The sequence below is a fragment of the Palleronia sediminis genome (assembly GCF_004358695.1).
GTDB classification, from domain to species: domain Bacteria; phylum Pseudomonadota; class Alphaproteobacteria; order Rhodobacterales; family Rhodobacteraceae; genus Palleronia; species Palleronia sediminis.
Genome location: NZ_SNAA01000001.1, coordinates 26,706 through 52,787 on the forward strand (window position 1 = coordinate 26,706; position 26,082 = coordinate 52,787).

Annotated in this window: 27 protein-coding genes and 3 pseudogenes; 6 read left to right on the forward strand and 24 right to left on the reverse strand. The window is 62.1% G+C overall.

What is annotated here, in order from left to right; all coding sequences use genetic code 11:
- Positions 1-23: 23 nt before the first annotated feature.
- Positions 24-995 carry a DUF4268 domain-containing protein gene (locus tag E2L08_RS00150; protein WP_240757691.1) on the forward strand — a complete coding sequence of 324 codons (972 nt, stop codon included), beginning with the start codon at positions 24-26 and terminating at the stop codon, positions 993-995.
- 532 nt (positions 996-1,527) lie between these two features.
- On the opposite strand, the gene E2L08_RS00155 is transcribed toward E2L08_RS00150, so the two are convergent.
- The 3 genes from E2L08_RS00155 to E2L08_RS00165 form a co-directional block, all read right to left on the reverse strand.
- Positions 1,528-1,845, reverse strand: coding sequence for a type II toxin-antitoxin system RelE/ParE family toxin (locus tag E2L08_RS00155; protein WP_133395042.1), 318 nt, complete (start codon positions 1,843-1,845; stop codon positions 1,528-1,530).
- 4 nt (positions 1,846-1,849) lie between these two features.
- A complete protein-coding gene (locus tag E2L08_RS00160; protein ID WP_133395043.1) occupies positions 1,850-2,104 on the reverse strand; it encodes a ribbon-helix-helix domain-containing protein in 255 nt (84 codons plus the stop codon).
- Between the two features lie 99 nt (positions 2,105-2,203).
- Positions 2,204-2,653 (reverse strand): hypothetical protein, encoded by a 450-nt coding sequence (locus E2L08_RS00165; protein WP_240757693.1) that lies wholly within the window; start codon positions 2,651-2,653, stop codon positions 2,204-2,206.
- 136 nt (positions 2,654-2,789) lie between these two features.
- On the opposite strand from E2L08_RS00165, the pseudogene E2L08_RS00170 reads away from it, so the two are divergent.
- Positions 2,790-3,623 (forward strand): annotated as a pseudogene (locus tag E2L08_RS00170) (recombinase family protein); the annotation flags it as partial.
- 32 nt (positions 3,624-3,655) lie between these two features.
- Here the strand turns inward: E2L08_RS00170 and tnpC are convergent.
- The 3 genes from tnpC to tnpA all read right to left on the reverse strand — a co-directional run bounded on the left by tnpC (position 3,656) and on the right by tnpA (position 6,023).
- Positions 3,656-5,248: an IS66 family transposase gene (gene tnpC / locus E2L08_RS00175; RefSeq protein WP_133395044.1), complete on the reverse strand. Its 1,593-nt coding sequence runs from the start codon at positions 5,246-5,248 to the stop codon at positions 3,656-3,658.
- Between the two features lie 62 nt (positions 5,249-5,310).
- A complete protein-coding gene (tnpB, locus tag E2L08_RS00180) occupies positions 5,311-5,658 on the reverse strand; it encodes an IS66 family insertion sequence element accessory protein TnpB (protein WP_206076943.1) in 348 nt (115 codons plus the stop codon).
- Positions 5,655-6,023 (reverse strand): IS66-like element accessory protein TnpA, encoded by a 369-nt coding sequence (tnpA, locus tag E2L08_RS00185; protein ID WP_133395045.1) that lies wholly within the window; start codon positions 6,021-6,023, stop codon positions 5,655-5,657. The genes tnpB and tnpA overlap by 4 nt, the downstream gene beginning before the upstream one ends.
- Before the next feature lie 90 nt (positions 6,024-6,113).
- Here tnpA and E2L08_RS00190 point away from each other — a divergent pair.
- The 3 genes and pseudogenes from E2L08_RS00190 to E2L08_RS00200 form a co-directional block, all read left to right on the forward strand.
- Positions 6,114-6,866, forward strand: a pseudogene (locus E2L08_RS00190) (recombinase family protein); the annotation flags it as partial.
- Entirely contained in the window at positions 6,866-7,777 is a 912-nt protein-coding gene (locus E2L08_RS00195) for a plasmid partitioning protein RepB C-terminal domain-containing protein (protein WP_133395046.1), read from the forward strand. The pseudogene E2L08_RS00190 and the gene E2L08_RS00195, both read left to right, overlap by 1 nt.
- A complete protein-coding gene (locus E2L08_RS00200; RefSeq protein WP_133395047.1) occupies positions 7,774-8,691 on the forward strand; it encodes a plasmid partitioning protein RepB C-terminal domain-containing protein in 918 nt (305 codons plus the stop codon). Before E2L08_RS00195 ends, E2L08_RS00200 begins: the two co-directional genes overlap by 4 nt.
- Positions 8,692-9,389: 698 nt before the next feature.
- Here the strand turns inward: E2L08_RS00200 and phoB are convergent.
- From phoB to E2L08_RS00255, 11 genes are all read right to left on the reverse strand, one after another.
- Positions 9,390-10,082 carry a phosphate regulon transcriptional regulator PhoB gene (phoB, locus tag E2L08_RS00205; RefSeq protein WP_133395048.1) on the reverse strand — a complete coding sequence of 231 codons (693 nt, stop codon included), beginning with the start codon at positions 10,080-10,082 and terminating at the stop codon, positions 9,390-9,392.
- Positions 10,083-10,090: 8 nt separating this feature from the next.
- A complete protein-coding gene (gene phoU, locus E2L08_RS00210) occupies positions 10,091-10,807 on the reverse strand; it encodes a phosphate signaling complex protein PhoU (RefSeq protein ID WP_133395049.1) in 717 nt (238 codons plus the stop codon).
- Positions 10,808-11,035: 228 nt separating this feature from the next.
- A complete protein-coding gene (locus E2L08_RS00215; protein WP_133395418.1) occupies positions 11,036-12,061 on the reverse strand; it encodes an ATP-binding protein in 1,026 nt (341 codons plus the stop codon).
- 93 nt (positions 12,062-12,154) lie between these two features.
- Positions 12,155-12,577 (reverse strand): arsenate reductase (glutaredoxin), encoded by a 423-nt coding sequence (arsC, locus tag E2L08_RS00220; protein WP_133395050.1) that lies wholly within the window; start codon positions 12,575-12,577, stop codon positions 12,155-12,157.
- A complete protein-coding gene (arsB, locus tag E2L08_RS00225) occupies positions 12,574-13,641 on the reverse strand; it encodes an ACR3 family arsenite efflux transporter (protein WP_133395051.1) in 1,068 nt (355 codons plus the stop codon). Before arsB ends, arsC begins: the two co-directional genes overlap by 4 nt.
- Complete coding sequence (locus E2L08_RS00230) at positions 13,638-14,015, reverse strand: ArsR/SmtB family transcription factor (protein ID WP_133395052.1); 378 nt, start codon at positions 14,013-14,015, stop codon at positions 13,638-13,640. Before E2L08_RS00230 ends, arsB begins: the two co-directional genes overlap by 4 nt.
- Positions 14,016-14,047: 32 nt before the next feature.
- A complete protein-coding gene (gene phoU, locus E2L08_RS00235; RefSeq protein WP_133395053.1) occupies positions 14,048-14,773 on the reverse strand; it encodes a phosphate signaling complex protein PhoU in 726 nt (241 codons plus the stop codon).
- Positions 14,774-14,783: 10 nt separating this feature from the next.
- Complete coding sequence (gene pstB / locus E2L08_RS00240; RefSeq protein ID WP_133395054.1) at positions 14,784-15,608, reverse strand: phosphate ABC transporter ATP-binding protein PstB; 825 nt, start codon at positions 15,606-15,608, stop codon at positions 14,784-14,786.
- Entirely contained in the window at positions 15,602-16,894 is a 1,293-nt protein-coding gene (gene pstA, locus E2L08_RS00245) for a phosphate ABC transporter permease PstA (RefSeq protein ID WP_133395055.1), read from the reverse strand. Before pstA ends, pstB begins: the two co-directional genes overlap by 7 nt.
- Before the next feature lie 11 nt (positions 16,895-16,905).
- Positions 16,906-18,282, reverse strand: a complete 1,377-nt coding sequence (gene pstC, locus E2L08_RS00250; RefSeq protein WP_133395056.1) for a phosphate ABC transporter permease subunit PstC — start codon at positions 18,280-18,282, stop codon at positions 16,906-16,908.
- A 69-nt stretch (positions 18,283-18,351) separates the two neighbouring features.
- Positions 18,352-19,398, reverse strand: coding sequence for a PstS family phosphate ABC transporter substrate-binding protein (locus tag E2L08_RS00255; RefSeq protein ID WP_133395057.1), 1,047 nt, complete (start codon positions 19,396-19,398; stop codon positions 18,352-18,354).
- Positions 19,399-20,367: 969 nt separating this feature from the next.
- Here E2L08_RS00255 and E2L08_RS00265 point away from each other — a divergent pair.
- Complete coding sequence (locus E2L08_RS00265) at positions 20,368-20,940, forward strand: NADPH-dependent FMN reductase (RefSeq protein WP_133395059.1); 573 nt, start codon at positions 20,368-20,370, stop codon at positions 20,938-20,940.
- 46 nt (positions 20,941-20,986) lie between these two features.
- On the opposite strand, the gene E2L08_RS00270 is transcribed toward E2L08_RS00265, so the two are convergent.
- The 7 genes and pseudogenes from E2L08_RS00270 to E2L08_RS00295 form a co-directional block, all read right to left on the reverse strand.
- Entirely contained in the window at positions 20,987-21,949 is a 963-nt protein-coding gene (locus tag E2L08_RS00270) for a glutathione S-transferase family protein (RefSeq protein ID WP_133395060.1), read from the reverse strand.
- A 10-nt stretch (positions 21,950-21,959) separates the two neighbouring features.
- On the reverse strand, positions 21,960-22,823 hold the full coding sequence (locus E2L08_RS00275) for a VOC family protein (protein ID WP_133395061.1): 864 nt from the start codon (positions 22,821-22,823) through the stop codon (positions 21,960-21,962).
- Between the two features lie 58 nt (positions 22,824-22,881).
- Positions 22,882-23,325 carry a DoxX family protein gene (locus E2L08_RS00280; RefSeq protein ID WP_133395062.1) on the reverse strand — a complete coding sequence of 148 codons (444 nt, stop codon included), beginning with the start codon at positions 23,323-23,325 and terminating at the stop codon, positions 22,882-22,884.
- A 153-nt stretch (positions 23,326-23,478) separates the two neighbouring features.
- Positions 23,479-24,030 carry a pirin-like C-terminal cupin domain-containing protein gene (locus tag E2L08_RS17340; protein WP_276321510.1) on the reverse strand — a complete coding sequence of 184 codons (552 nt, stop codon included), beginning with the start codon at positions 24,028-24,030 and terminating at the stop codon, positions 23,479-23,481.
- Positions 23,933-24,610: pseudogene (locus tag E2L08_RS17165) on the reverse strand (DUF5996 family protein); the annotation flags it as partial. The pseudogene E2L08_RS17165 and the gene E2L08_RS17340, both read right to left, overlap by 98 nt.
- Positions 24,611-24,757: 147 nt before the next feature.
- Positions 24,758-25,348, reverse strand: coding sequence for an FMN-dependent NADH-azoreductase (locus E2L08_RS00290; protein WP_133395064.1), 591 nt, complete (start codon positions 25,346-25,348; stop codon positions 24,758-24,760).
- A gap of 42 nt (positions 25,349-25,390) precedes the next feature.
- Positions 25,391-26,023, reverse strand: a complete 633-nt coding sequence (locus E2L08_RS00295) for an NADPH-dependent F420 reductase (RefSeq protein ID WP_240757770.1) — start codon at positions 26,021-26,023, stop codon at positions 25,391-25,393.
- Between the last annotated feature and the right edge of the window lie 59 nt (positions 26,024-26,082).

Below are 26,082 nucleotides of genomic sequence, written 5' to 3' on the forward strand. Positions count from 1 at the left end.
GCGTCGACCTTCGTGAGATTTGGGTGAGCGAGTCGAGCGATTTTACTCCGTGGCTTGCAAGGGAAGACAACCTCGAAATCTTGGGTGAGACGCTGGGGATCGATCTCGAACTGGAGGCGCAGGAAAAATCCGTAGGACCATTCCGCGCCGACATCCTTTGCAAGGATATCGGAACCGGATCATGGGTGCTCGTCGAGAACCAACTCGAACGCACCGACCATAGTCATCTCGGGCAGCTATTGACCTATGCCTCGGGGCTTGAAGCCGTAACAATCGTCTGGATTGCGGCGCGTTTCACTGAGGAACATCGCTCTACCCTCGATTGGCTCAACAAGATCACGGACGAGAGCTTCAGATTCTTTGGGCTGGAAGTGGAACTATGGAGAATCGGCGACTCGCCTGCAGCACCCAAGTTCAACATCGTGTCCAAGCCGAACGACTGGTCACGATCTGTCGCTCAGGCTGCCCGCGCGATCGACGAGTCAGAACTGTCTGACACTCGACTAAAGCAGCGATCCTATTGGGACGCTTTCCACCAAGCGCTTGATAAGGCGGCTGGTCCAGTCTCCGGCGCACGCAAGCCCCAGCCGCAGTCCTGGATGGGTTACTCGATTGGCAGGACAGGCTTCAACCTCGGAGCAGTGATGATCCGGCCGAAGCGCCAGATCAGGGCCGAGTTGTACATTGCGGGCGATCTGGCGAAGTCTTTCTTTCATCTGCTGCAGGAGCAGAAGCAGGCTATCGAGCAGGAGTTGGGCTATGAGCTCGACTGGGAGGAACTGCCTACGAGGCGAGATTGCCGCATCTCCGTGTACATGACGAAGGTCGATCCGGAAGACGAGCGCGATTGGCCGCGGCAGCACGAGTGGTTGGCCGCCAAGGTGAACGATTTACACAGAGCGTTCCTCAACCGGGTAAGAGAGCTCGATGCTGACGAATGGCAGAAGGAGAGACAAGCAGGCGGCGCAACAGGCCAAGAGGCGACCGAGATCTAGAGCGCTTTTCCAGTTTTTGCCTCGTTCGATTTCGGTCCGTTCTTACGAACGCCACCGGCATCGAATGTTCAGGTCGAAAGCTTGAAAAGCAAAAGAATTTCAGCAGCCTACAAGCTCTGCACCAAATCGGCGCAGTCATGAGGCCCGGAGAATATCGGCACTGAGAGACCGCTTCCGGGCCCCTTGGCGCCGAGGTCGGTGCTCAGCCCCACCCGCATAACCCTCGAAAACAACGAAAAAATCCGGCCGCAGCCGGATGGGGAGAACGCTTTCGCGGGGGCAAGTGGCGGAGGGAACGGGACCGGCGTCGAACCTTCTCCACATCAAGACATTGATTTTAAATTATTATTTTTCGCGCAATGCACCCCACGAGCGCTTCCAACACTGCAAGCGTCTCACATGGCGATGCCGTCTGGCGAGAGCGGCATCCTTCCCACCTCCAGCAAGTGGGTGTCTACATTTACCGCTGGACCGTGCAAACATCGACGATTTCACACAGCGCAAAACTGATGCGCCTTGAAAAGGCGTCCGATCATCCGAGCCCGAAATCATCCCGAAACCGGTCGATCTGGTGCATGCGCTCGTGCAGGATGGTCACGATCCCGATGTCGCCATTCGAGAGATGGCGCCAGTAGACGAAATGGCGCTCAAAGCGAAAGAAGTACCCTTCAACACCAAACTCGGCTGGGATCGGTTTCGACGCAACACCGTGCGCTGCAATCTTGTCGAAGGCTGCAAACAGGCCGGTTATGTATTTCTCGGCCTGATCATTTCCCCATCTGTCACGGGTGTAGCGGTAGATGTCATCGAGGCGATGGGACGCCCCTTCCTGGATTCGAATGGCGGGCATCGGATCAGGCCCGGTTCCGCGCGATCACCTCGGCTGCGGTCAGCGGTTGATACGTCTCCTCCGGAGCCGCGAAGGCATGGATCAACTCTGCCTTCAGGCGGTTGACTGCCTCCTGCTCCGCCCTCTCCTTGTCACGCCGGATCAAGTCGCGGATGTATTCGCTGACGTTCTCATAAGACCCGTCATCGCCCACATTGGCCGACACGAAGTCACTCAGGGCCCCTCCAAGGCGGACGGTCATCGTGGTCGTTCGGGACATGGCGCAGCACCTCTCACTTCGCGTGTATTCAATATAACCGAAAACGAACGCAAAACAAGAGTGGGCTGCGTCTCCCGGGTGCCGATCATCGTTGGCGTCTCAACCGTCAGCATCCTCGACAATGTGACGGCCTGCAAGTGCAAGGACAACAAAGAGCACCGCATCCGAATGCCGCGCAAGAGCGATCAGATGATCACCGCTCGGCCCCCGTTCACCCGCGAACCAGTATTTCACGGTGCGTTCACTGGCGCCCGTCCAGCGCATGGCCATCTTGATTGCGCGATGCGTTTCGCCCAGCTCCTCATGCAGAGCCAGCGCCATAGCGGTACGATAATCGGTAGGTTCTTCGACCAGGTGCACAAATGTGCCCACTTTCGGCACAACTGTGCCCATCTTCACGCGCATTTTCACGTCCTTCTCGGTTAAACAATTGAAGAGCCATGAAAACGGCGCGTGCTGATTTTGCCCGCATCGAGTCATTGGATCGCGACTCAAGAACACTGCTGATTTGAAGGCCGCGACGATGAATTTGAATTTGAGAACTGACACTTGGGAAATCGGAAAGAGCTTGCCCGTTTCAGGAAACGACTTTTCGGAGCTGCTTGTGCCAAATGGAAAGAATGGATTTCTCCGCTCCGCATGTTTTGCACAGCAAGGGTGAAACCGCCGACAAGGAATACTTGATTTGAGTAACGGTCGAGACAACAGGACGGACAAAGACGCGGAGGTCGAGCAGGATTTACCGGCCGTCGCCTATGTGCGGATGTCGACCGATCACCAGAAGTACTCGACCGAAAACCAGCTCGACATCATTCGCAATTACGCCACCGCCCGGGGTCTGCAGATCCTGCGCGTATTCGAGGACTCCGGTCGATCCGGTTTGCGGTTGGACGGCCGCGAGGCGCTGCAGAACCTGATGGCCGAGGTCAGAACCGGCCAAGCGGATTTCAAGGCCATTCTGGTCTATGATGTCAGCCGCTGGGGCCGGTTTCAGGATGCTGATGAAGGGGCCTACCACGAGCATGTCTGCTCTCGCGCCGGGATCCGAGTCCACTATTGCGGCGAGCAGTTCGAAAACGACGGCAGCATCGGCTCCAACCTTCTGAAAACCGTCAAGCGGGTGATGGCGGGCGAATACAGCCGCGAACTTTCAGTTAAGGTCTTTGCCGGTCAATGCCGCTTGGTAGAACTTGGCTACCGCCAAGGCGGAGCGGCTGGATACGGCCTGCGCCGGGTTCTGATCGACGAACACGGCAACCCGAAGGGTGCCTTGTCCCGCGGCCAACAGAAGAGCCTTCAGACCGACCGCGTCGTTCTCGTTCCGGGCCCTGAGCAGGAACAGGATGTCGTGCGCAGCATGTACCGAATGTTCGTCGAGGATGGCCGCTCGGAGCGTGAGATTGCAGAAACCCTGAATACCGAGGGGCATCTGACGGATCTTGAGCGGCCATGGTCCCGGGCGTCCGTTCATCAGGTCCTGACCAACGAAAAATACATCGGCAACAACGTCTACAACAAGGGTAACCGGCCGGTTGATACCGTCGCCTGATCCTACGACTTCCAGTTCCACGGGAGCAGTTCGTCGAGGCGGTTGATCTTGTGATCGTGGATACGGTCGAGGACATCAGCAAGCCACGCTTGCGGGTCCAGCCCGCTCATCTTCGCCGTCTCGATCAGGGTCATGGCCCGGGCGAGGGTTTCCCCGCCGCTGTCGGAGCCAGCGAAGAGCCAGTTGCGGCGGCCAACGCCGATCGGGCGCATGGCGCGCTCGGCCGGGTTGTTATCGATCCCGATGCGACCATCCTCGAGGAACAGTTCGAATGAGGGCCAGCGGGAGAGCCCGTAGCGGAAGGCCTTCGCGAGATCGCCCTTGCCTGTGATGCGCGCCAGCTGGGCCTCGGCCCATGCCTTGAAGGCGTCGACCTGGGGGCGGGAGTGCTGCTCCCGTGCGGCCTTGCGCAGGTCGGCGGGTTGGCCGGCGATCCGCCGTTCGACATCGTAGAGCTTCCCGATCCGGTCGAGCGCCTCCCGCGCGATCTCGGACTTCGTGGCCTCCCAGACATCGTGAAAGTCACGCCGCAGATGTGCCCAGCAGGCCGCCTCACGGAACTGGCTGCTGCCGTCCGCGCGGCGCTCGTAGAGCTGGCCAAAGCCTGCATAGGCGTCCGCCTGAAGGATACCGCTGCTGTTTTGCAGGTGCTGACGCGGATGCTCGCCTTTCCGGTCCGGCGAGAAGCGGTAGACCACCCCTGGCGGCGCCGTGCCGGCCCAGGGCCTCTGGTCGGAGACATAGGCCCAGACCCGCCCCTGCTTGACCCCCTTGCCGAGGCCGCGGTCGCGACGGGAGCGGTCCAGGACGCGGATTGGCGTGTCGTCCGCATGCAGCACGGGCGCCGCCATGACTTCGGCCTCGATCCTCTCGATGATCGGCGCGAGCACCTTCATCGCCCGGCCGCACCAGTCCAGCAGTGTGCTGTCGGGCACGTCCGCACCCATGCGCGCGTAGATCTCGTTGAGGCGATAGAGCGGGACATGGTCATCGAACTTGGAGACCAGCACATGCGCCAACAGGCCCGGTCCGGCCATGCTGCCCGGAATCGGGCGGCTTGGCGCCGCGGGCTGCACCATCCTCTCGCAGCGGCGACAGGACTTCTTCACCCGTGCGATCTCGATGACCTTCATCTGCGCGGCGACCATGTCGAGAAGCTCGCTCACGTCCTCGCCGACCACGCGAAGGTCACCGCCGCAATCAGGACAGCAGGTGCCGGGGTCGAGTTCCCGTCGCTCCCGCGGGGTCTCGTCGGAGACCCGGGGCCTGCGGCGGGGCTTCACCTCAGCGGATCCGGCATCGGCGGCGGGAGGTTCGGCATCCGCTTCGCCAGCCGGTTCATTGCGCTGTTCGGCGACGGCTATCAGCAGGTCTTCCAGCGCCAGCTCGAGCTGGGCGATCTCCCGTTCGATCTTCTCCGAGGACTTGCCGAAAGCCTGTTTCTGCAACCTGGCGATCCGCAGGCGCAGCGCCTGGACCAGCTGTTCGTGGGCCTGAAGCGTGGCCGACATGCGCGCATTCTCCGTCTGAAGCGCGACGATCATCGCCTTCAGAACGGTGGGGTCATCGGTGAGAATGTCGGCGTCTTCGGACATGCCGACAAATACCACGCCGTGTCGTCAAAAGCCAATAAAACAAAGGGAATCAGAGGGGTAAATCACCCCACCCGTGCCGGCGGCGCACCCCAGTCCGGACGCCGCCAGTCGATCCCCTCCCAGAGCATGGCCAGCTGTGCCGAGGTCAGCCGGGCGATGCCACCTTCGGTGCTGGGCCAGGGGAAGCGCCCGCGTTCGAGCACCTTGTAGTAGAGGCAGAAACCCTGGCCATCCCAGTAAAGCAGCTTCAGCCGGTCACCTTTGCGCCCCCGGAACGCAAAGACCGCGCCGCTCGCGGGCTTCTGGCGCAGGACATCCTGAGCCATGGTCGACAGCCCCGCGATGCCCTTCCTCATGTCGGTGGCGCCGCAGGCCAGGTAGACCCGAACCCCGGTTCCCGGCCCGATCACGCCGCGTCCACCGCCCGGATCAACCGGGTCAGCGCCTCTTCATCGATCCCGCTGTCGAACCTCAGGCAGCGACCGTTGCTCAGCCGCAGCTCGACCGGAACTGACCGAGACGGCGCGGGGGCGCTTGCCGGCTCCGGGCACGAACTAAAATCCACTGGCAGGAAAACGGCCCCGCGATCCGGCGACCATAGGCCCTTCTTCTTCAGATCACGCCGCCAGCCGTAGATCTGGGACCGCGTGATCTCGTGGCGCTGCGCGACCTGCGTCACCGACACCCCGCCGACGCCGACTTCCGACAGGATCTCCAGCTTCTCATCTTCGCTCCACCGTCGGCGCCGTTCGACACCCAGAACCTCGCCCAGCATGGCTCCTCCGAATAAGACACGTGCATAACGACGTCGTTATGCACGTGTCTTACCTCGGAACCCCAGCCTCAGGCAGGCGGCCCCAATCGGTCGGTTACCAACAAGGTTTCCTTCAAGCTGAAGCAGCGCCGGGTGGTGAACCCGCGCGAAATGTGGATCCGTGCGGAGGGCGCCTACCCCGCCATCGTTGACGAGGCGCTGTTTCTGCGCGCACGCGAAATCGTCGACGCGCGCAGCCAGCATTTCACGGATGCCGAACTGCTCGAAGCCCTGCGCGCCGTGCTGAAACATAAAGGTGTGCTGTCGGGACTGATCATCGATGAACAGGACAACCTGCCGTCGTCCAGCGCCTTCCGGAGCCGCTTCGGCAGCCTGCTGCGCGCCTACCAGATGATCGGCTATGAGCCCGAGCGCGACTATCGCTACGTCGAGATCAACCGGGCCTTGCGGCAGGCCCATCCCGGCATTGTGGCCCGGATCCTCGACGGCATTGCCGAGCGCGGTGGCCAGGCGGTGCAGGATCCAGAAACCGGCTTGATCCGCATCAACGACGAGTTCACGGCGTCGGTAGTGCTTGCCCGGTGTTTCGAGACGCAGGGCGGTTCCCTGCGATGGCGCATCCGTCTTGATACTGGCCTGGTGCCCGACATCACGATTGCCGTGCGGATGGACGAATTGAACAGCGGCCCACGCGATTATTACCTGCTGCCGAGCATCGATATGACCATGGCCAGACTGAGGCTGGCCGAGCAAAACGGGCTGTCGCTGGACGCCTATCGCTTTGACACGCTCGACTATTTTTATGCGCTCGCTGGCCGGGCCCGGATCACGGAGGCCGCCTGATGCCCGACGACGCCCAAGACATTGCCCAGAAACAGGTCACTCTCATCCCCACCGACCGAATTCGCATCCTCAACCCCCGTGTGCGCAACCGGCGCACTTTCGAGGAAATGGTCGAAAACATCGCGAAAATCGGTCTCAAGCGACCAATCACCGTGGCGCAGCGTGCAGGAACCGACCCTACCGAATATGACCTTGTCTGTGGACAAGGGCGGCTCGAGGCGTTCATGGAGCTTCAGCAGGATGCCATACCGGCCATTATCATCGACGCCGACGAGAGCGACTGCTTGGTTATGAGCCTCGTGGAGAACTGTGCGCGCCGCCAGCACAACCCGATCGACCTGATGCGCGAGATCGGCAACCTGCGCAAACGCGGCTACAACGACCGCCAGATCGCGAACAAGATCGGCGTCACGCCAGATTATGTCGGCATGATCGCGGGCTTGCTTGAGCGCGGCGAAGAGCGGTTGGTCTCGGCCGTCGAAACCGGCCTTCTGCCGCTGAACCTCGCCATCGACATTTCAAAGACAGACGCTGAGGGCGGGCAGCGCGCTCTGATGGACGCCTACACCCAGAAAAAGCTGCGCGGCAAGAAACTGGCCGCCGTGCGCCGCCTCATCCAGCAGCGCGATGCACAGGGCCCGCGCCTTCATCGAAACAGCTATGGCAGAGGCGACGGCGCCAAACGGCCTTTGACCAGCGACGCGCTCGTGCGTGCTTATAAACAGGAGGCCGAACGCCAGAAATTGTTGATAAAGAAGGCCGAACTGACGCAGGGCCGCCTGATGTTCGTCGTCGAGGCGTTTCGCTCGCTGAAGGGCGATGACCACTTCCTGACGCTCTTGCGCGCGGAGGGGCTGGATACCCTGCCCACCTATCTCGGGCAAACGCTGGACGCGGGAGCGGCAGAATGAGCCGGGGCAAGCGCAAAAACCCGGACGCGGTCACGCTTGGCTTCGAGAGCGATTGCGTCACTGTGCCGGTAGAGGCCGTCCTGCCCGTGCGCGCCCTCAGCGCATCGGTCAAATCCAGCCGTAAGTACCGCCAGATCACCGCGTCGATCAAAGAGGTTGGCCTGGTCGAGCCGCCGGTCGTCACGCGATCCCCGGGTGAGGAAGACACCTATATGCTGCTCGACGGGCATATCCGGATCAAGGTGCTGAAGGATCTCGGTATCGAACGGGTCGAATGTCTGATCTCCACGGACGACGAGGCCTTTACCTACAACAAGCGGATCAGCCGCCTTGCGCCCATCCAGGAGCACAAGATGATCCGCAAGGCCATCGAGCGCGGTGTCTCCGAGGAAAAGATCGCTCTGGCGCTGGATCTCAACCCGCGCAGCATTGTGCGCAAGGCAAAGTTGCTCGACGGGATCTGTGAAGAGGCCGTCGGTATCCTGAAGAACAAGCACTGCGCGACCGCCGTGTTCGAAGTCCTGCGCAAGATGAAAGCCATGCGCCAGATCGAGGCGGCCGAGCTGATGATGAACGCGAACAATTATTCTCCAGCATACATCTCCGCAATTCTGGCGGGAACGCCGCAGGCGCAGCTGGTGGACACCAAAAAACCCAGGAAGATGAGAGGCATCACCCCGGAGGCCATGGCCCGCATGGAGCGCGAGCTGGCCCGACTGCAGGAAGGCATCACCTCAATTCAGGACTCCTACGGCCAGGACCATCTGCAGCTCACCGTCATCAAAGCGTATCTGGGAAAGCTGCTCGGGAACGCCCGGGTCGTGCGGTACCTGATACAACATCGGCCAGAGTTTTTGACAGAATTTCAAGCGATCACAGATATGGACTCGACCCTGCCGCCTGAGGCGGAATAGCCAAAGCGGCCAGAACTGATGGGGACCCGGACCCGACAAGCGCGGGGACCGCAGGAGACGCCGCACTGTGGGGCGGATCGAGCGCGGCGGTGGGGATGGCGGCGAACCCGTTCGGAGCCCACCAGGTCGGCCGAGATTTCGCCGACCGCGCGACCGCACATGTGGTTGCGACGATTGCAGGCGTGCCGAGGGTTGGTGTGGATCGGCACGCCTGCTTCACTTCCCGTTCGTTACGACTCTGTTGATCAAGGAAATGGAACTGCAAGCCATGTCCCTATTCGTATTTCTTGCGCAACTTCTTCGTTGAAATGCGCCCCGCGATTGGAAACAGATGCTGGTGATCTGATATCGTAAGAAGAAAAGGACCGATTCATAGGCGACGCCCCGCTCTTGCAGCAGGTCCGCGAAAACCCTGAACGACATCGGAAACTGCACATACAAAATCGCCGTCAGGCGGATGATTCCGGTCGCGTCCTGGAGTACCGAAACAGGGAGCGTTTTGGCATCCGAGGACGGTATTTGACCGCCGTGCCAGCCTAAAGCCGGGTTGCTCTGACACCGCCGATCACGGGGCCTGTGAATGCATGCGCCAACGAGATCAAGGAACAGCGAGAGCAAGAACCAGAGAAGACCCGCGACAGGCGTCGCGGGCTTAGCGACGGAATTGGGTTGTGAGCTGACAGTGGGCAAATTTTCCATCAGCCCAAGGCATAGCCCGCGCCCCGAACGGTGCGTAGAAGATCGTCACCGCCTTGCCGACACAAGGCCTTGCGCAAGCGGCCAATATGGACATCGACGGTGCGGGTTTCGACATAGATATCGCGGCCCCAGACACGGTCGAGCAACTGTTCGCGGCTAAAAACCCGCCCTGGTCTTTCCATGAAGGTGGCGAGCAGGCGAAACTCGGTCGGGCCGAGTTGCAACGACTTGCCCGCGCGGGTGACACGATAGGTTTCGCCGTCAAGCCGGATATCCTGAAACTCCAGGACCATGCCAACGGTTGAAGGGCGCACACGCCGCAGGTTGGCGCGGATGCGGGCCATCAGCTCGACGATGGAGTAGGGTTTGATTACATAGTCATCTGCTCCGGTTTCAAGGCCGCGCACCCGATCCACCTCTTCGGAGCGGGCCGACAGCATGATGACCGGTATCGCGCGCGTCTCGGCCCGGGATTTCAGGCGGCGGCACACCTCGATCCCCGAAAGGTTCGGCATCATCCAATCGAGCACGATCAGGTCCGGGGGGTCCTCGCGAACCATCATTATCGCCTCTTCGCCGTCTTGCGCCAGATTGACGCGGTAGCTTTCGGCGGTGAGGTTGTAGGACAGCACTTCGCGCTGTGCCGGCTCATCCTCAACCAGCAGGATCAGCGGGTGTTCTATGGTCGCCATGCGGCCTCCTATTCTGCTGTGCCTGATGCAATCGACGTGTTGTCTGCCTTGGGGCGATCGTCATCCGGCAAGGAACCGGTGGTGAGATAGATCACCTGCTCGGCAATCCCCGTCGCATGGTCGCCCATCCGTTCGATGTTCTTGGCGATGAAATGCAGGTGCAGGCAAGTCGAGATGTTGCGCGGATCCTCGGTCATATGCGTCAGGAATTCGCGGAACAGGGAGTTGTACATCTGATCAATATCGTGGTCTTGCTGTCGCACCTGTTCGGCCAGGTCGGCGTCACCCTTGATATAAGCGTCGAGCACGTTCTTCAGTTGTAGCTGTACTGCCTTGGCCATGCGCCGGATCAGGGCGGTCGCGCCACCAATGGCGGGCATCCTCGCTAGGATCGTCGAACGTTTCGCAAGGTTCTTGGCATAGTCGCCACAGCGTTCCAGCGCCGCGGCAATCTTTATCGCGGTCAGCATCATGCGCAGATCGGCAGCGGCAGGCGAGCGCAGCGCGATCAGGCGAGCGGCCTCGGCATTGATCTGTTCTTCGAGGGCGTCGATGGCCCGGTCGCCCTTGCGCACCGCATCGGCAAGTTCGTCGTCGCGGGTTTCCAGTGCGCGGGCCGCGTCGAGAATGGCCGCTTCGACCAGCCCGCCCATGCGCGCGATCATGGCCTGAACGGCTTCGAAGTCGCGGTCGAAGGCAGACGCGATGTGGGGGTCGCTTTTCATCTTATCCTCTGTCAGCCGGAACCGGCCGGTGATGTAACTTTTAGTGCGCGGATCGGTCGGGTAGCTAAATGCATGGCACGTTTCTCCGTATTCGAGCTGACTGCCAAGGTGAAAGGACACTTTGCGCCGATGTCGCGGGCAGCTTGCTACATGATAGTTGTATCGACCACTCTAGGGTCGGCGCACCACGCTTTTGCGACAGTCTTGTAACAGTTTTATGAAGGCTGCTCAGGTTTTCGGCAGAAGAACCGTAAAGCATGCGCCCTTGCCGCGTTGGCTGCTGATGGTGAACTCGCCGCGATGACGGTTGACGATGTGCTTGACGATGGCAAGCCCTAGGCCGGTGCCGCCCTTGTCGCGGGAGCGGTGGGTGTCGACGCGGTAGAACCGCTCGGTCAGGCGCTGCAAGTGCTGCTCTTCGATGCCGTCCCCCCGGTCGATCACGTCAATTCGCAACAGGGGGTCGCTGGTTGGCGGATGGATCCTGACCGTTATCAGCCTGCCGGAGGCACCGTATTTTATCGCGTTCTCAATCAGGTTCTGGAACACCTGCAACAACTGATCCGCATCGGCCGGGACATGCGGTGCGGTGTCCGCCCCAGTGATTTCCAGCGTCACGTTGGCTGCATCGGCGACAGGGCGTAGGGCGGCGGCGGCGGATTGGATCACCACTGCGACATCCACGTCGGTGGTGGGGCGTCGGCGTTCCTCTGCCTCGACCCTCGAGAGCGACAGAAGATCCTGCACAAGGCGGTTCATGCGTCCTGTCTCACGTTCCATGATCGTAAGGAACCGGTCACGGGCCGCTGGATCGTCTCGGGCCGCTCCTTTCAGCGTTTCGATGAACCCAGCCAGCGCCGTCAGGGGGGTGCGTAACTCGTGGCTGACATTGGCGACGAAATCCCGGCGCAGCTGGCCGATGAGTTCCTGTTCGGTGATGTCCTGGAAGGCGCAGAGAGCACCACTTCTGTCGGTGCTGGAAACGGGAGTCACCGTGACGAGATAGGTTACCTCATGCGACCGACCATGAATCACATAGCGTGCCTGCCCAGCCACCCTATCGCGCAGCGCAACTTCAATCGCGGCCAACAAGGCGGGTTGGCGCAGGGCGATGGCGTGGTGGCGACCGATCTGGCCGGTCCCCAGAATGGCCTCGGCTGCCGGGTTGGCCGCGAAAATCAGGTCATCTGCTCCGATCATCACCATCGGCATTGGTACGCCGGTCAAAATACCGTCAAGCCATTGCCGATCCATTTCAAACCCTTTCGCCTGCGCATTCATTCCATGGGCGCACTGAAAATTCTATCCAACGAGAGTTGGGGATGCGAGTCGCGTATGGTGGAAGTATCAGCCAACCCGGTGTCCTTTCGCGTCGATCAGCGGCGTACCGTCCTCTTTGGCCATCGGGCCGAGTGGCAGGCGGTCGAGTAGATCGAGCACGGCTTCACTCGGGCGGCAGAGCCGGACCCCCTTGCCCGAACAGACGATAGGACGGTTGACCAGAACGGGGTAGTCAATCATTGCCGTGAGTAGCGTTTCATCGCTGACGGTGGGATCGAGCAGGCCCAATTCCTCTGCCGGAGATTTCGTCGTCCGCAGGGCGGTGCGGGGCGTCAGGTCGGCAGCGGCGAACAGTGCCAGAAGCTGCGGGCGGGTCCATCCGGTTTGAAGGTAGTCAACAACAACCGGCGTCTCACCCGACGCCTCGATGATCGCCAGCACGTTGCGCGAGGTGCCGCAGTCAGGGTTGTGATGGATGACGATGCTCACGACGCGCCCCCTTCCTTTGGGAACCAGTGCTGCGTCCGGTTGGCAAAGGCGACGAGCGAGAGCATCACCGGCACTTCCACGAGGACGCCCACAACGGTGGCAAGGGCCGCGCCCGATCCCAGCCCGAACAGGCTGATCGCGACGGCAACGGCTAGTTCGAAGAAGTTGGACGTGCCGATCATGGCGCAGGGTGCCGCCACGTTGAACGGAATCCCCCAAGCCCGCGCCGCGCCGTAAGCCACGAAGAAGATGCCGTATGACTGGATCAACAGCGGCACGGCGACGAGCACGATGACGAGCGGGCGCTCAAAGATGACCTCGCCCTGGAACCCGAACAGCAACACCACCGTGACCAGCAACCCCAGGATCGAAAACGGCTGCACGCGCGATTTGAACGCATCGACCGACGGTTCGCCGCCTTTCGAGACAAGGTGCCGGCGCGTCAGATACCCGGCCAGCAGCGGGAGCAAGACGTAGAGCCCGACCGACAAAAGCAACGTGTCCCATGGAACGACGATGTCGGTCACGCCCAGCAGGAAGGCCACGATAGGCGCGAAGGTAAAGACCATGATCACGTCGTTCACACTGACCTGCACGAGCGTATAGGTCGCGTCGCCGCGGGTGAGGTTCGACCAGACAAAGACCATTGCCGTGCAGGGGGCCGCACCCAGCAGGATAACGCCAGCAAGGTAGGCCTGCGCATCGTCGGCCGGGATCAGCCCCGCAAAGACATACTCGAAAAACAGTACACCGAGCGCGGCCATCGTGAATGGCTTGATCAGCCAGTTCACCACCAGCGTGACCACCAGGCCCTTCGGCTTGTCTCCCACTTGCCGCAGCGCTCCGAAATCCACGCCGACCATCATCGGATAGACCATCGCCCAGATCAGCATCGCCACGGGCAGGTTGACCGAGGCCATCTCCAGCGAGGCCAGAAACGAAAACAGGCCCGGAACCAGATTGCCCAGCAGCAGCCCCGCGCCGATGGCCAGCGCCACCCAGACGGACAGCCAGCGTTCGAATGTACCCAGACCCGCCGCAGCGGGAAGCGATGTATCGGTCATGTCGATCTCTCGTGTGGTTGGCGGTCAGGTGGGCCGAGCGGCCCCTGGCAGCAGGTGATTTCTTCGAGAACGTGCTGACAAAGTTCGGGACGCCCGCCGCAGCATTCCTCCATCAAGAAGCCAAGAAGGCCGCGCACCCCCTCCATGTCGGCGAAATAGCGGATACTTCGGCCCTCCCGCCTGCTCCGGATCAGACCGGACCGGGCGAGGACCCCGAGATTGGCCGACATCGTGTTCTGGCGCACCTCCAGTGCGCTACTGATATCACCGGCCAACGCCCCTTGCTGCCCCGCCTTGATCAGCAGCCGGAACACCTCGAGCCGGGTGGACTGGCCGAGGGCGGCAAAGGCGCCGAGTGCGCTACTCTTATCCATATATCGGGAATTATGGAATTGAATGCTGCTCGTCAAGTGGTCCCGTCAAAAGCGTCGGGACTGGAAAGCGATGTCAGATCGCCTTTTGGCCGATCGTCATCGGGCAGTTCTCCGGTCACCAGATAAATCACCTGTTCGGCGATCGACGTGATGTGATCGCCCATCCGCTCGATGTTCTTGGCGATGAAATGCAGATGCATACAGGCGGAGATACTGTGGGGTTCCTCCATCATATGCGTCAGGAGTGAACGAAAAAGGGTGTTGTACATCTCATCAATCTCGAAATCCCGCGCCCGGACCTCCTGGGCAAATTCGACATCGCGTCGCGTATAGGCATCAAGCGCGTCGGTCATCATGCCGACGACCGCCTGCTGCATGCGGCGCAGAGCCGGAGAAACATCTTTGACCGGGTGCACATGGGCCAGCACGGACGTGCGTTTGGCGATGTTCTTTGCATAATCGCCGCAGCGTTCCAGATTAGAGGCGATGCTCATGACCGTCAGAACCGTACGCAGGTCGCCTGCGTTCGGAGACCGCGTTGCGAGAATGCGGGCGCAATCGATCCTGATGCTCTCTTCCAGCTTGTCGATGGCCTTGTCATTCCGCCGCACGGCTTCGGCCATTGCGATATTGCTGGTCTCGAGTGCCTCGGCGGCCCGCATCATGGCCTCGTTGATCAAGTCGGCCATTTTCATGAGCATGGCCTGTGCGCCTTCAAGGTCGCGGTCAAAGGCGCTGGAAATGTGTTTCGTGTTCATGACGCGTCTCCTATCCGATCCGGCCAGAGATATAGCTTTCGGTGCGGCTGTCCCTCGGGTTGGTAAAGATATCGTCGGTATCACCGTATTCGACGAGGCTGCCGAGATGGAAAAAGGCGGTCTTCTGGCTGACCCGCGCGGCCTGCTGCATCGAGTGGGTGACGATGACCACGGTGTATTTCTCGCGCAGGGTATCGATCAGTTCCTCGATCTGCGCGGTCGCGATGGGGTCGAGCGCCGAGCATGGCTCGTCCATCAGCAACACCTCCGGGTCGGTGGCCACGGCGCGCGCGATGCAAAGGCGCTGTTGCTGGCCACCCGAAAGCCCAGTGCCGGGGGCGTGCAGGCGGTCCTTGACCTCGTCCCAGATGGCAGCGCGGCGCAGGGACCGCTCGACGATCTCGTCCATCTCGACCCTGGATCTGGCCAGGCCGTGGATTTTGGGGCCATAGGCGACATTGTCATAGATCGACTTGGGAAACGGGTTCGGCTTTTGAAACACCATCCCGACGCGGGCGCGCAACTGCACCGGGTCGATACTGCGGTCATAAATGTCGTCGCCGTCGATGCGGATATCGCCCGCGACCCGGCAGATGTCGATCGTGTCGTTCATCCGGTTGATGCAGCGCAGGAAAGTGGATTTGCCGCAGCCCGACGGGCCGATGAAGGCCGTGACTGAACGTTCCTTGATATCGACGTCGACATCCTTGATCGCGTGGGTATCGCCGTAATGGACCTGCACGCCGCGCGCGCTGATCTTGGTAGCGTTGGTATCAACATCGCAGTTGATGGCTCTGAGGTCGTCCACGGCCTCTCCTTTCGGGGGGTTTACCATTTGCGTTCAAACTTGCTGCGCAGGTAGATTGCGATGGCGTTCATCGTGATGAGGAAGGTCAGCAGCACGAGGATGGCGGCAGATGTCCGGCTGACAAAGCCGCGCTCGGGGCTGTCGGCCCAGATGAAGATCTGCGTCGGCAGGGCGGTGGCGCTGTCAAACGGCGTCGCGGGTGCCGAGGTTATAAAGGCGTTCATCCCGATCAGCAGCAGCGGCGCGGTTTCGCCCAGGGCTTGCGCCAGACCGATGATCGTTCCCGTCAGGATACCGGGCATGGCCAGGGGCACGATATGGCCAAAGACCACCTGTTGCCTGGATGCGCCCACACCCAGGGCGGCCTCGCGGATCGAGGGCGGTACGGCCTTGAGTGCGGCGCGCGTCGCAATGATGATCGTCGGCATTGTCATCAGGGCCAGTGTCATACCACCGACGAAGGGTGCCGAGCGCGGCATCCCGAACCAGCCGATGAAGACCGCCAGCGCCAGAAGGCCGAAGACGACCGAGGGCACGGCAGCCAGATTGTTGATATTGACCTCGATGAAATCGCTCAGCCTGTTCCTGGGCGCGAATTCCTCGAGGTAGATGGCCGCGCCGATGCCCAGCGGGAACGAGATCAGAAAACAGGTCAGGAGCGCCCAGAACGAGCCCATGATCGCGCCCTTGAGACCCGCCAGCTCGGGAAAGCGGCTGTCGGCATTCGTCAAAAGGCCGGTATTGAGGCTGGAGGTGATCGCGCCAATCTCGATCAGACGATCGTAAAAGGAAATCTGCGTGTCATCGAGCCGGCGCAGGCTCTCAGGGGTCTCGCGGTCCAAAAGGCCCTTGTGAAGCTGGTCATAGGGATCCGAGACAGGCACGCTCAGGGCAATGGTCTGCCCGATCAGCGACAGGTCCGCCACCACGCGGTCGCGCAGCTGAAACTGGGCGCCGTTGGACAGGATGCCGCCCACCACGCGCATCGCAGCGCGGTCATTGGGGTCAACCGATGGCAGGTCTGCTGCCAGAGCCGCCGCCAGCACATCGTCGAAATTGCCGCGCGGAAGGCGCTCGGCGCTGATTTCCTCGGGGTCGATGAACACCTCAAGCGTGATCTCGGTCTGGGTGAATGCCTTGTGGCCGGTCGAGATCAGCGAGGCGAGCAGGATGAACAGCATCAGGAAGGCAAGGCTGATCGCCGTGATGCCCATGGCTTGCAGGATGAACTGCTTGCGGTGCCGCCGCGAGAGGCTGCCGCGCACCTTGTCCATTTTGGTCCGTGCCACGGAGCCGGAGGGGATATTGCTCATGGGATCAAGCCTCAATCGTAGGCTTCGCGGTATTTCCGGACGATCCGGAGCGCGAAGATATTGATGATAAGAGTGACGAGGAACAGCATCATCCCCAGGGCGAAGGCGGCCAGCGTCTTGGGGTTGTCGAACGAGGTATCCCCGATCAGCAGCGTGACGATCTGCACAGTGACGGTGGTGACACTCTCCAGCGGGTTCAGCGTAAGGTTGGCCATCAGACCCGCAGCCATCACAACGATCATCGTCTCGCCGATAGCGCGGCTGACAGCCAAAAGGACACCGCCCACGATACCGGGGATCGCCGCCGGAAAGAGAACGTTCAGCACTGTCTCGGCGCGTGTGGCGCCAAGGGCCAGCGCGCCATCGCGCATCGCCCGTGGCACTGCCGACAGCGCGTCATCGGCGAAGGACGAGATGAACGGCACCAGCATGATGCTCATCACCCCGCCCGCCGCCAGTGCGGTGTTGGGCGCGACCGGAATGCCCAGTGACGCGCCAAAGATGCGGATCGCGGGGGCCACGACGAGGATGGCGAAGAAGCCGTAGACGACCGTCGGCACCCCGGCGAGGATCTCCAGCAGCGGCTTAGCCACCGCGCGGACGCGCTTGGGCGCGAATTCGAAAAGGTAGATGGCCGACAGCAGGCCGATCGGCACGGCAATGACGATGGCGACGATGGTGATGACGATCGTGCCGACGATCACCGGGATCCAGCCGAAGGCACCGGCAGCGGCGATCTGGTCGGCGCGGATCGGGATCTGAGGCTCCCAGTTGAGGCCAAAGAGGAACTCGCTCAGCGGCACCAACCGCAGAAACTTGTAGGTCTCGAAGGCCAGCGAGGCGACGATGCCGACGGTGGTAAAGATGGCGACGACCGAGCAGAAGATCATCAGGCCCGAGACGATCCGCTCGACCCCCTGGCGCGCGCGGAACTCGGCCGAGACCTTCTTGCGGGCAAAGATCATGATGGCGAGGCAAAGAAGCGCGGTCACCAGCACAAGGCCAAGCGCGGCCAGCTGGCGCAGCTCGGTCAGACGCTCGGCAGCCGCCAGTTTCCACGGCTCGGGCTGGCCAAAGATGCGGCCCCCGGAAATGGACTGGATCTCGGCTAGGATGAGATCGACCTGGCCCTTTTCCAGCTCGGTCAGTGTGCCGTCCGGCAGCGCGCCCATCACCACCGCGTTGACGACGGACCCTTGCAGCACCAGCCAAGCCAGGATCACGACCAGAACGGGCACCAGCATCAGCAGCAGCGCAAAGAGGCCGTGATAATTCGAGACTGAATGCAGCCTTGCGCCGCCATTGCGGATGCCGGTCGCGGCGCGCCGGTTCAAGGCGTAGGCCGCAAGGCTGGCGACAAGAAGAATAGCGAAGGCCAAGGTCGTCATCGGATACACCCACTCATGGTAGAATGCCCGGGCCAGACAGGGCCGACCCGGGCGGAATCAGACAGGCGTTCAGCCTGCCGGGGCTTCCATCGACTGGCCGTTCAGAACGTTGTCCTGCAAGGTCTGCATCCGCTCCTCGGCCAGCGGCACAAGGCCCCGCTCGGACAGGTAGCCGCCAGAGGCCAGCGCGTCGTCGGACATGTATTCCTCGATGAAGGCATCAAGGTTGGGGATCACGCCGCGATGCGCGTTCTTGATGTAGAAATAGAGCGGGCGCGACACGGGATAGGATTTGTCGGCGATGGTCTCGATCGACGGTTCGACGCCTTCGATCTGCACGCCCTTCAGCTTGTCCATGTTCTCGTAAAGGAAGGAATAGCCGAAGATACCCATGGCGTTCGGGTCGGCCTCGATGCGCTGGACGATCAGGTTGTCATTCTCGCCCGCCTCGACAAAGGGGCCGTCGGTGCGCATGCGCGAACAGTTCTCTTCAACCCAGTCACCGTCGAAGCCGCCGTTGGCTACATAGTCCAGCTCTTCGCAGCCCGCGTGCATCGCCAACTCGACAAAGGCGTCGCGGGTGCCGGATGTGGGCGGCGGGCCATAGGCTAGGATCTCGGTTTCGGGCAGGTCGGGGTTGATTTCCGACCATTTGGTATAGGGGTTGTCGACCCATTCACCGTTGACCGGAACCTGGGCACCGAGGGCGAGGTAAACCTCACCGAGAGTCAGATTCCAGTCGAAATCGTTCTCGCGCGAGATCGCGAGCGACAGGCCATCGAAGCCGATCAGCGCTTCGGTGATGTCGGTGACTCCGTTCTGCTGGCACAGCTCGAACTCCGATGCCTTCATGGCGCGTGAAGCACCGGTGATGTCGGCATGCGATTCGCCGATGCCGCCGCAGAAGATCTGCATGCCACCGCCGGTGCCGGTGGATTCCACGACGGGCGACGGGGCGCCGGTGTTGTTGGCGAACTGTTCGGCGACCGCTTGCGTGTAGGGAAACACGGTCGAAGACCCGACGATACGGATCGCATCGCGGCTTTGCGCGAAAGCAGCAGTTGTGGAGATTGCGGCAACCGCGCAGGCAGAGGCAGTCAGTTTCAGGTAAAGCATGATGGCTCCCAGGTTAGTTTCGGTCGCTGTCACGACCATGAGTGGCGGAATACGGGGGCTTTGTGATGCTGGTGTAAGAGTTCTGTTACAGTTTCATGACAAATCGCTTGCACCGCCCGCGCAACGCATCTGCAGTTTCTTGAGACATCCGCATTCAATGGGATCGGCACGGTCCGCTGACCCCAGACACAGTATAATGTTGAGTTTTTTGGCTCTTTTTGCCGCCTGCGCCCGCTCTAATGGAAATCAGACCGTCAGATGTGACAAAAGCCTATGATAAAGCTACTGAAGTTTTGGCAGTTTCTTGGCGCGGTTCGCTCAGATCAGAACGGCCCGCCACCGTCAGGTTGAGGTACCAAAAACGGCCCTGACATCGGATGCAGAAATGTGCCCGTTTCCGTGCGCGACAGTAGCCGAAGTCGCATACCATCATGTCCGCGCAGGGACGCCTTGCCGCTCTTTGAAACCGTGAAACTCGTGAACCGGGCCGAGCGTGGCCCTGCGGTCGAGGCGTCTGGCGCTTCCTGCACAGTCATGCCCGGCCCGTCTTCACCTGCACGCCCGTGCCTGTTCGCGCATAACCGCGTAGTCGCTGAGCATCCGCACGATCACCGCCCCTTTCCTGCAGCACCTTGACCTCGGCGGAGGCGCGGGCCTGAGTCCCAACCTTCCCCACCCTAAGTCATTAATTTCTAAATGACATATGCGCGGGGAGTTCGCCACGCTCGGCAGCGCGCTCATTCGACGGGCTCGGTCGAATGTGGTCCCGTGCACACTGAACGGTCGGTCGGCACCCTCTTTCACTCGGCAGTCGGCCACGGTACCCTGTTGGCGCTCAGGCGTCGCCTCGGTCGTCCGCGATTCTGACAGGTGATGCTGGCCGACCATGCTATGATGGCCAAGGAACCGGGCGCCAAGACGTCATCCGGCCCGGGCAGGTCTTTGTTTCCAATGATCAGGGAGGATCAGATGGCAGATTTCAAGGTCGGATATTTTGTCGGCAGCCTTGCAAAGGGTTCGATCAACAGGAAGCTCTCGCAAGCGCTTGTTCGGCTGGCGCCGCCGGAACTGCAGATGCAGGAAATCCGATTTGGCGACCTGCCTCTCTACAGCTACGACTATGACGCCGACTATCCGCCGATCGCAAAGGACTTCAAGGCGGCCATCGCAGACGTGGACGCGGTGCTGTTTGTTACCCCGGAATACAATCGCTCGATCCCGGGCGGACTGAAGAACGCGATCGACTGGGCAAGTCGCCCCTACGGACAGAATGCCTTCACCCGCAAGCCCTCGGCGATCATCGGCACCTCGCCCGGCGCGATCGGAACCGCCGTCGGCCAGCAGCACCTCAAGAGCATCCTCGGCTTCTGCAATTCGCCGATGATGAACGCGGTGGAAGCCTACATCCAGTTCAAGCCAGGCCTTATTTCGGACGAGGGTGAAGTGAGTGTCGAAGGAACGGTGGAGTTCCTGCGCACCTACACGCTGGAGTTCCGCGACTTCATCCGGCGCGTCCTGACCGTCTATTCCCGCTCGAGCTGACCGCAGCGCAATTCGGGCGCCGCGGCGGTCTCACGATCCACGATGGTCAGGCCGCAAGCGCGAGCGGCAGTTCGGGTCCTACCGGAACGATGCCGGTCGGGTTCAGCGCCTTGATCGAGAAGTAGCCGCGCTTGATGTGATCGATACTGACGGTCTCTCGCACGCCAGGGAGTGCGAGGATCCGTGACTGGTAGCCGCTCAGCGCGGGGTAGTCGGCGATCCGGCGCAGATTGCACTTGAAGAGGCCAAAGTAAGCCACGTCGAAGCGCACCAGCGTCACGAACAGCCGAACGTCGGCCTCGGTGAACCGGTCCCCCAACAGGAAGTCGCGGCCGTCGCCGAGGCGCCCCTCGAGGTCGTCGAGCATGGCGAAGACATCGTGAAACGCTTCCTCGTAGGCTCCTTGCGTGGTGGCGAAGCCCGCGCGGTAGACGCCGTTGTTGAGCGCCGGGTAGATGCGGGTGTTGAGCGCGTCGATCTCCTCGCGGAGGTCGGCCGGATACAAGTCGAATGTGTTGTCCGCCAGATCGCCGAAGCCGGAATTCAGCATCCGCAGGATGTCAGCCGACTCGTTGTTGACGATGGTTCCGCCGGTCTTGTCCCACAAGACCGGCACCGTCGCCCGCCCCGAGATGGCGGGATCGGCGCGGGTGTAGATCTCGTGCAGGAAGCTCGCGCCATTCACCGTGTCGAGGTCGGCTCCGGCCGCATCTCCGAAGCGCCAGCCCTGATCGGAGAGTTCAGGCTCGACGATGGAAACCGAGATCGCGTCCTCGAGCCCCTTCAGCTTGCGCCCGATCAGCGTGCGCGCCGCCCAAGGGCAGATCAGCGCGAGATAAAGATGGTAGCGATCGGGCTCGGCCTTGAAGCCGCCTTCGCCGGTGGGCCCGGCGCTTCCATCGGGGGTGATCCAGTTGCGAAAGCTCGATGTCTGGCGGACGAAGCCGCCCTTGTCGTCCTTGGCCTGGACGGGCTGCCAGGCGGCTACCCATTTTCCGTTCATCAGCATGGTCGTCTCCTCAGTTCTTCAAAGTGATGCCGGTGCCCCAAGGGTCGTGCAGGGTCAGGCCGCCCGTGTTCGTGGTGCTTTTGATGCCGGCGCTGTCGGCGCGGGCAGCGATGGCCGCGAGGTCAGCGGCATCGCGGACAATGACCTCGACGCCATCGAGACCTGCCATCCGCTTCGGACGTTTTCCGGCGCGGCGGCTGTTCCAGACGTTGCCGGCGAGCTGGTGGTGGTAACCGCCGCTGCCGTAGAAGCTCGCGCCCGGATAGCGCGCGGCGATGTCGAGGCCGAGGATGTCGCGGTAGAAGCGGTCGGCTTCTACGGTGTCACCTACCTGCAGGTGGACGTGGCCGACGCTGCCCTCCTCTGGAAAGCCCGACCATGCGGTTCCCTCGGCGCTCTGCAAAAGGTCCTGCAGGTCGAGCGGATCGGTGCTCATCCGGATCTCGCCTTTCGCGTCATGCCAGCGGTCGACGGGCCAGTCGGCGTAGACCTCGATACCGTTGCCCTCGGGATCGGCGAGATAGAGCGCCTCGCTGACGATGTGATCCGACGCTCCCTGAAGCGGCACGCGCGCCGCAGCGACGTGGGCGAACCAGCGGGCCAGGTCGGATCGGGTCGGCATCAGGAAAGCAGTGTGAAAGAGCCCGGCCTGTCGCGGATCGAGCGGGGCCAGATCCGGATCGCCCACCAGCTCCAGAAGCGGCGTGCCGCCGGTGCCGAGCGTGATGCGATGGCCGTGGCTCTCGATCGGGCGGAGTCCGAGCATCGTTTGGTAGAAGGTGGAGACCGCATCGAGGTCACGCACCTTGAGCCGGACGGTCCCGATGCGCAGCGGCGCGGTAGTCATGTCGAAGAAGTCTGTAGCGGCGGTCATATCGGTCTCCTCGGGAAAAGTGCGGCCGCGGGAGGTTCCCCGCGGCCCGCAAGGAAGCTCAGGCGCGGCTGCGCTTCAGCGCGAATGCGCCGTCGCCGAGCAGGGCCTGAACGATCAGCGTCACCGCCCAGAACGCCGGGTATTCCCAGCCGCCGCCTTCGTTCGAGAAGAAGAAGCCGGCAGCGCCGTGCGGCACATAGATCGAGCCCAGCAGGATCGGCACCAGCGCCAGAGACACGCAGCGGGAATAGATGCCGAGGATCAGGGCGATGCCGCCGAACAGCTCGGCCGCGATGACGAGATAAGCGAGCGGCCCGGGCAGCCCGAGGCTTGCGAAATAACCGACCGTACCGGCCGGGGTGAAGATGAAGAGCTTCAGCCCGGCATGGGCGAGAAACAGCACGCCCATCGAGACGCGCAGGATCGTCGCGGCGAGATCGGCGTTGGTCACGCCCTCGACCAGAGACGGACGGGCGGATGTGGAAGCGGTGGCGTAGGTCATTTCGATTCTCCTCGAAGGGGGCGCACTTGCGCGGTGTCTGTAGGGAGAAGATGATCTTGTTTGAGCCGAATGATAATCCGGTCAAGGGGAAGATGATTGCTGCCAAAATGGAAGAAATCTCTCGGGACGCCAAAATGGTCCGGGCCGCCGGCCCTAGGGGTAGAACACGCCGCCGAGCGTCCGGCGGGGCTTGGTATTCATCTTGGGAAGCGGGATGAAGTCGGCCTCATCGCCCGGCACGGTGTCGAACCGCCCGCGGTGACATTCCTCCTGCGCCTGCTCGATCCGCTCCTTTCGCGACGAGATGAAGTTCCACCAGATCCAGCGCGGGCCCTCCAAAGATTCTCCGCCGAACAGCATGACACGTGCGGCGGTGACGGCGCGGACGACGATCTGGTCGCCCGGCCGCAACACGAGGAGCTGGGCGTACGCGAAGCTCTGCCCCGCCACCTCGATTTCGACCGAGATGGTGTAAAGCGCGCGCTCGGTCACGGATGGCTCGACCGTGAAGCTTGCACCCGGCGCGAGCTGGACATCGGCGTATAGCGTCCACGGCGGCGTTGGCGAAGCCCGGTGGCGCCGGATAGGCGTAAGAATAGAACGCAGGGAAATCGACGCCGCCGCCGCCCGGCCAGAACCCGGCCGAGGATACTTCGTGGCTATAGGCCTCGCAGGTGACGTTATTTGGCAGTCCCGGCACCCCACCCGGATGCAGCGGTGCCGTTCGCCCGGAGAAGCGGGTCACGGCCATATCGAAGCTGCCCCAGAACAGATGGGCGGGGCTGACCTTGCCAAGGAAGGAGGTGCGAAAGCGGTTCAGAACATGATCGATACAAACGCAGGCCCGGAAGAAGCGGGGCACGGTTGCCGCATCGTAGGGCCGCTCGGCCAGGTCCTCGACAAACGGGATCGGATCGGGAACTTCGTTCGGAACACCGTGGAACTCGGCCGTGGCGCCAATCTTGCGCAGGAGGTCGACGAAACGCTCGTGAAAGGCGGCGACCGACATCGGGCCAAGATCGAAGCGCGCCGTCCTCCCGTCCGTGCAGGAGCCGATCACCGCATGGTCGAGGAGGTCCAGCACGATTTCCACGCCGCCGGGGCGGTCTGGCACGAGCGAGGTCGTGAAGCCGCGCGCATTGACGTAGAGCGTCACATGCCAGGAATGGTTCACCCAGGGCGAACGGGCGAGCCGGTACTTGCCGACGACCTGGGTGTAGAGGTGCAGCGCGGAGCAGGTCTCGCGCCAAGGTCGGTAGGGAATATCGGGCCAAAAAGCAGTCACGTTCGCCCCTTAGTCAATGAAGCGGTCGATGGCGCATGCGGCGCAGACTGCCACAACTCCGACATTACAGGCTTGGCGCTTCCGAAGATAGCTTTTGCGACGAGAGGCCCCGACCGTTGCCGGAGCCTCCTCAACGTGGATCTCGGCTCAGGCCGCCAGCGCGTCCACCTGGGCTTCGCCCCGCCCGATGGCTTCCTCAGCGCCGAAGGCGATTGCATCTGCGGCTACGAACTCAACGTCGGCGATGCCGAAGAACCCGAGTATGTGGCGCAGATAGCCCGAGGCGAAGTCGATCTCGGAGCCGAGCTTCGTGCCGTCCGACGCGTAGGCGACAATCGCCCGCTTGCCAGGCAAGAGGCCTTCGGGTCCGGCCTCGGTGTAGCGGAAGGTCTGTCCCTTGCGGGCGAGCTGGTCGATCCAAGCCTTGAGTTGCGCGGGCAGCCCGAAGTTATACACCGGCAGCGCAATGACAAGGACGTCCGCCGCCTTCACCTCGTCGAGTAGCGCGTCGGCATAGGCCGCCGTCGCCTGCTGGCTCTCGGTCCGCGCCTCGGTTGGTGTATAGACCGCTCCGAGCCATTGGCCATCGACGGGACGGATGCCGGCCGCGAGGTCGCGCGTGACTGTGACGGCGTCCGGGTTGGCCGCGACAAGGCGGGCGACGATGCGGTCCGTCAGCAGCCGGGAGACGGCGGCGTCGCCCTTGATTGAGGATTCGACGCGAAGGATGTTGGTCATGGTTTCAGACTTTCTCATGGAGGGGAGTGACAGTTCGACGGGTCAGGCAGCGCGCTGCCAGGTTGGCGCGATGTCGGTGCCGTGGCCGAGGCCGTAGCCGAGCGTGATGTTCAGCGCGGCCACGGGCTCGAGGTATCGAGCGGTGGCCAGGGGGCCGGTCTCGAGCGTCTCGAACCCGGCGCCCCGCGCCAGCTCGGCGACTGCGGCGCGGGCGGCCTCATCGTCTCCGGCGACGAAGACCGTTGCAGGACGTCCGGCCGCCTGGCCGGCGTTCTGGAGGACCTGCGCGAAAATCGTGTTGAACGCCTTCACGATCTTCGCCTGCGGGGCGCGCTTCTGGATTTCTTCGGCGGCGCTCGTCGTGTGACCGATGCTGAGGCCGGAGAAGTCAGCCTTCATCGGGTTGGTGATGTCGACGACGATCTTGCCTGCGAAACCGCCGACCGCCTCGATTATGTCGCCCGCAGCATCAAAGGGCACCGCCAGGAAGACGACGTCCGCCGATTGCGCGGCCGCGGCGATGGGTGCCGAGGATACGCCGTTGCCCACCTCTCGGGCGGCTGCGTCGGCCTTGGTTTTGTCGCGGCTGGCGAGAGTGACGGGATGGCCGGCGCTCGCGAAGCGGGCCGCGAGACCCTTCGCCATGTTGCCGGCGCCAATGATCGAGATGCTCATGTTCGTTCTCCTTCTGACATCCGGCGTTCGGCTGAACGCCAGTTCGTTCGTCATGCAGA

Excerpts from the sequence above, each read along its gene's own strand:
- E2L08_RS00280 (WP_133395062.1), bottom strand. The coding sequence starts at position 23,325 with ATGACCTACGCCACCGCTTCCACATCCGCCCGTCCGTCTCTGGTCGAG.
- phoU (WP_133395053.1), bottom strand. The coding sequence starts at position 14,773 with ATGAACACGAAACACATTTCCAGCGCCTTTGACCGCGACCTTGAAGGC.
- arsB (WP_133395051.1), bottom strand. The coding sequence starts at position 13,641 with ATGACCGATACATCGCTTCCCGCTGCGGCGGGTCTGGGTACATTCGAA.
- E2L08_RS00230 (WP_133395052.1), bottom strand. The coding sequence starts at position 14,015 with ATGGATAAGAGTAGCGCACTCGGCGCCTTTGCCGCCCTCGGCCAGTCC.
- E2L08_RS00195 (WP_133395046.1), top strand. The coding sequence starts at position 6,866 with ATGCCCGACGACGCCCAAGACATTGCCCAGAAACAGGTCACTCTCATC.
- E2L08_RS00290 (WP_133395064.1), bottom strand. The coding sequence starts at position 25,348 with ATGACCAACATCCTTCGCGTCGAATCCTCAATCAAGGGCGACGCCGCC.
- tnpA (WP_133395045.1), bottom strand. The coding sequence starts at position 6,023 with ATGCTGGGCGAGGTTCTGGGTGTCGAACGGCGCCGACGGTGGAGCGAA.
- tnpC (WP_133395044.1), bottom strand. The coding sequence starts at position 5,248 with ATGTCCGAAGACGCCGACATTCTCACCGATGACCCCACCGTTCTGAAG.
- E2L08_RS00265 (WP_133395059.1), top strand. The coding sequence starts at position 20,368 with ATGGCAGATTTCAAGGTCGGATATTTTGTCGGCAGCCTTGCAAAGGGT.
- E2L08_RS00270 (WP_133395060.1), bottom strand. The coding sequence starts at position 21,949 with ATGCTGATGAACGGAAAATGGGTAGCCGCCTGGCAGCCCGTCCAGGCC.
- E2L08_RS00215 (WP_133395418.1), bottom strand. The coding sequence starts at position 12,061 with ATGGATCGGCAATGGCTTGACGGTATTTTGACCGGCGTACCAATGCCG.
- phoU (WP_133395049.1), bottom strand. The coding sequence starts at position 10,807 with ATGAAAAGCGACCCCCACATCGCGTCTGCCTTCGACCGCGACTTCGAA.
- E2L08_RS00200 (WP_133395047.1), top strand. The coding sequence starts at position 7,774 with ATGAGCCGGGGCAAGCGCAAAAACCCGGACGCGGTCACGCTTGGCTTC.
- E2L08_RS00160 (WP_133395043.1), bottom strand. The coding sequence starts at position 2,104 with ATGTCCCGAACGACCACGATGACCGTCCGCCTTGGAGGGGCCCTGAGT.
- E2L08_RS00255 (WP_133395057.1), bottom strand. The coding sequence starts at position 19,398 with ATGCTTTACCTGAAACTGACTGCCTCTGCCTGCGCGGTTGCCGCAATC.
- pstB (WP_133395054.1), bottom strand. The coding sequence starts at position 15,608 with ATGGTAAACCCCCCGAAAGGAGAGGCCGTGGACGACCTCAGAGCCATC.
- pstA (WP_133395055.1), bottom strand. The coding sequence starts at position 16,894 with ATGAGCAATATCCCCTCCGGCTCCGTGGCACGGACCAAAATGGACAAG.
- E2L08_RS00295 (WP_240757770.1), bottom strand. The coding sequence starts at position 26,023 with ATGAGCATCTCGATCATTGGCGCCGGCAACATGGCGAAGGGTCTCGCG.
- phoB (WP_133395048.1), bottom strand. The coding sequence starts at position 10,082 with ATGGCGACCATAGAACACCCGCTGATCCTGCTGGTTGAGGATGAGCCG.
- E2L08_RS00275 (WP_133395061.1), bottom strand. The coding sequence starts at position 22,823 with ATGACCGCCGCTACAGACTTCTTCGACATGACTACCGCGCCGCTGCGC.
- E2L08_RS00155 (WP_133395042.1), bottom strand. The coding sequence starts at position 1,845 with ATGCCCGCCATTCGAATCCAGGAAGGGGCGTCCCATCGCCTCGATGAC.
- pstC (WP_133395056.1), bottom strand. The coding sequence starts at position 18,282 with ATGACGACCTTGGCCTTCGCTATTCTTCTTGTCGCCAGCCTTGCGGCC.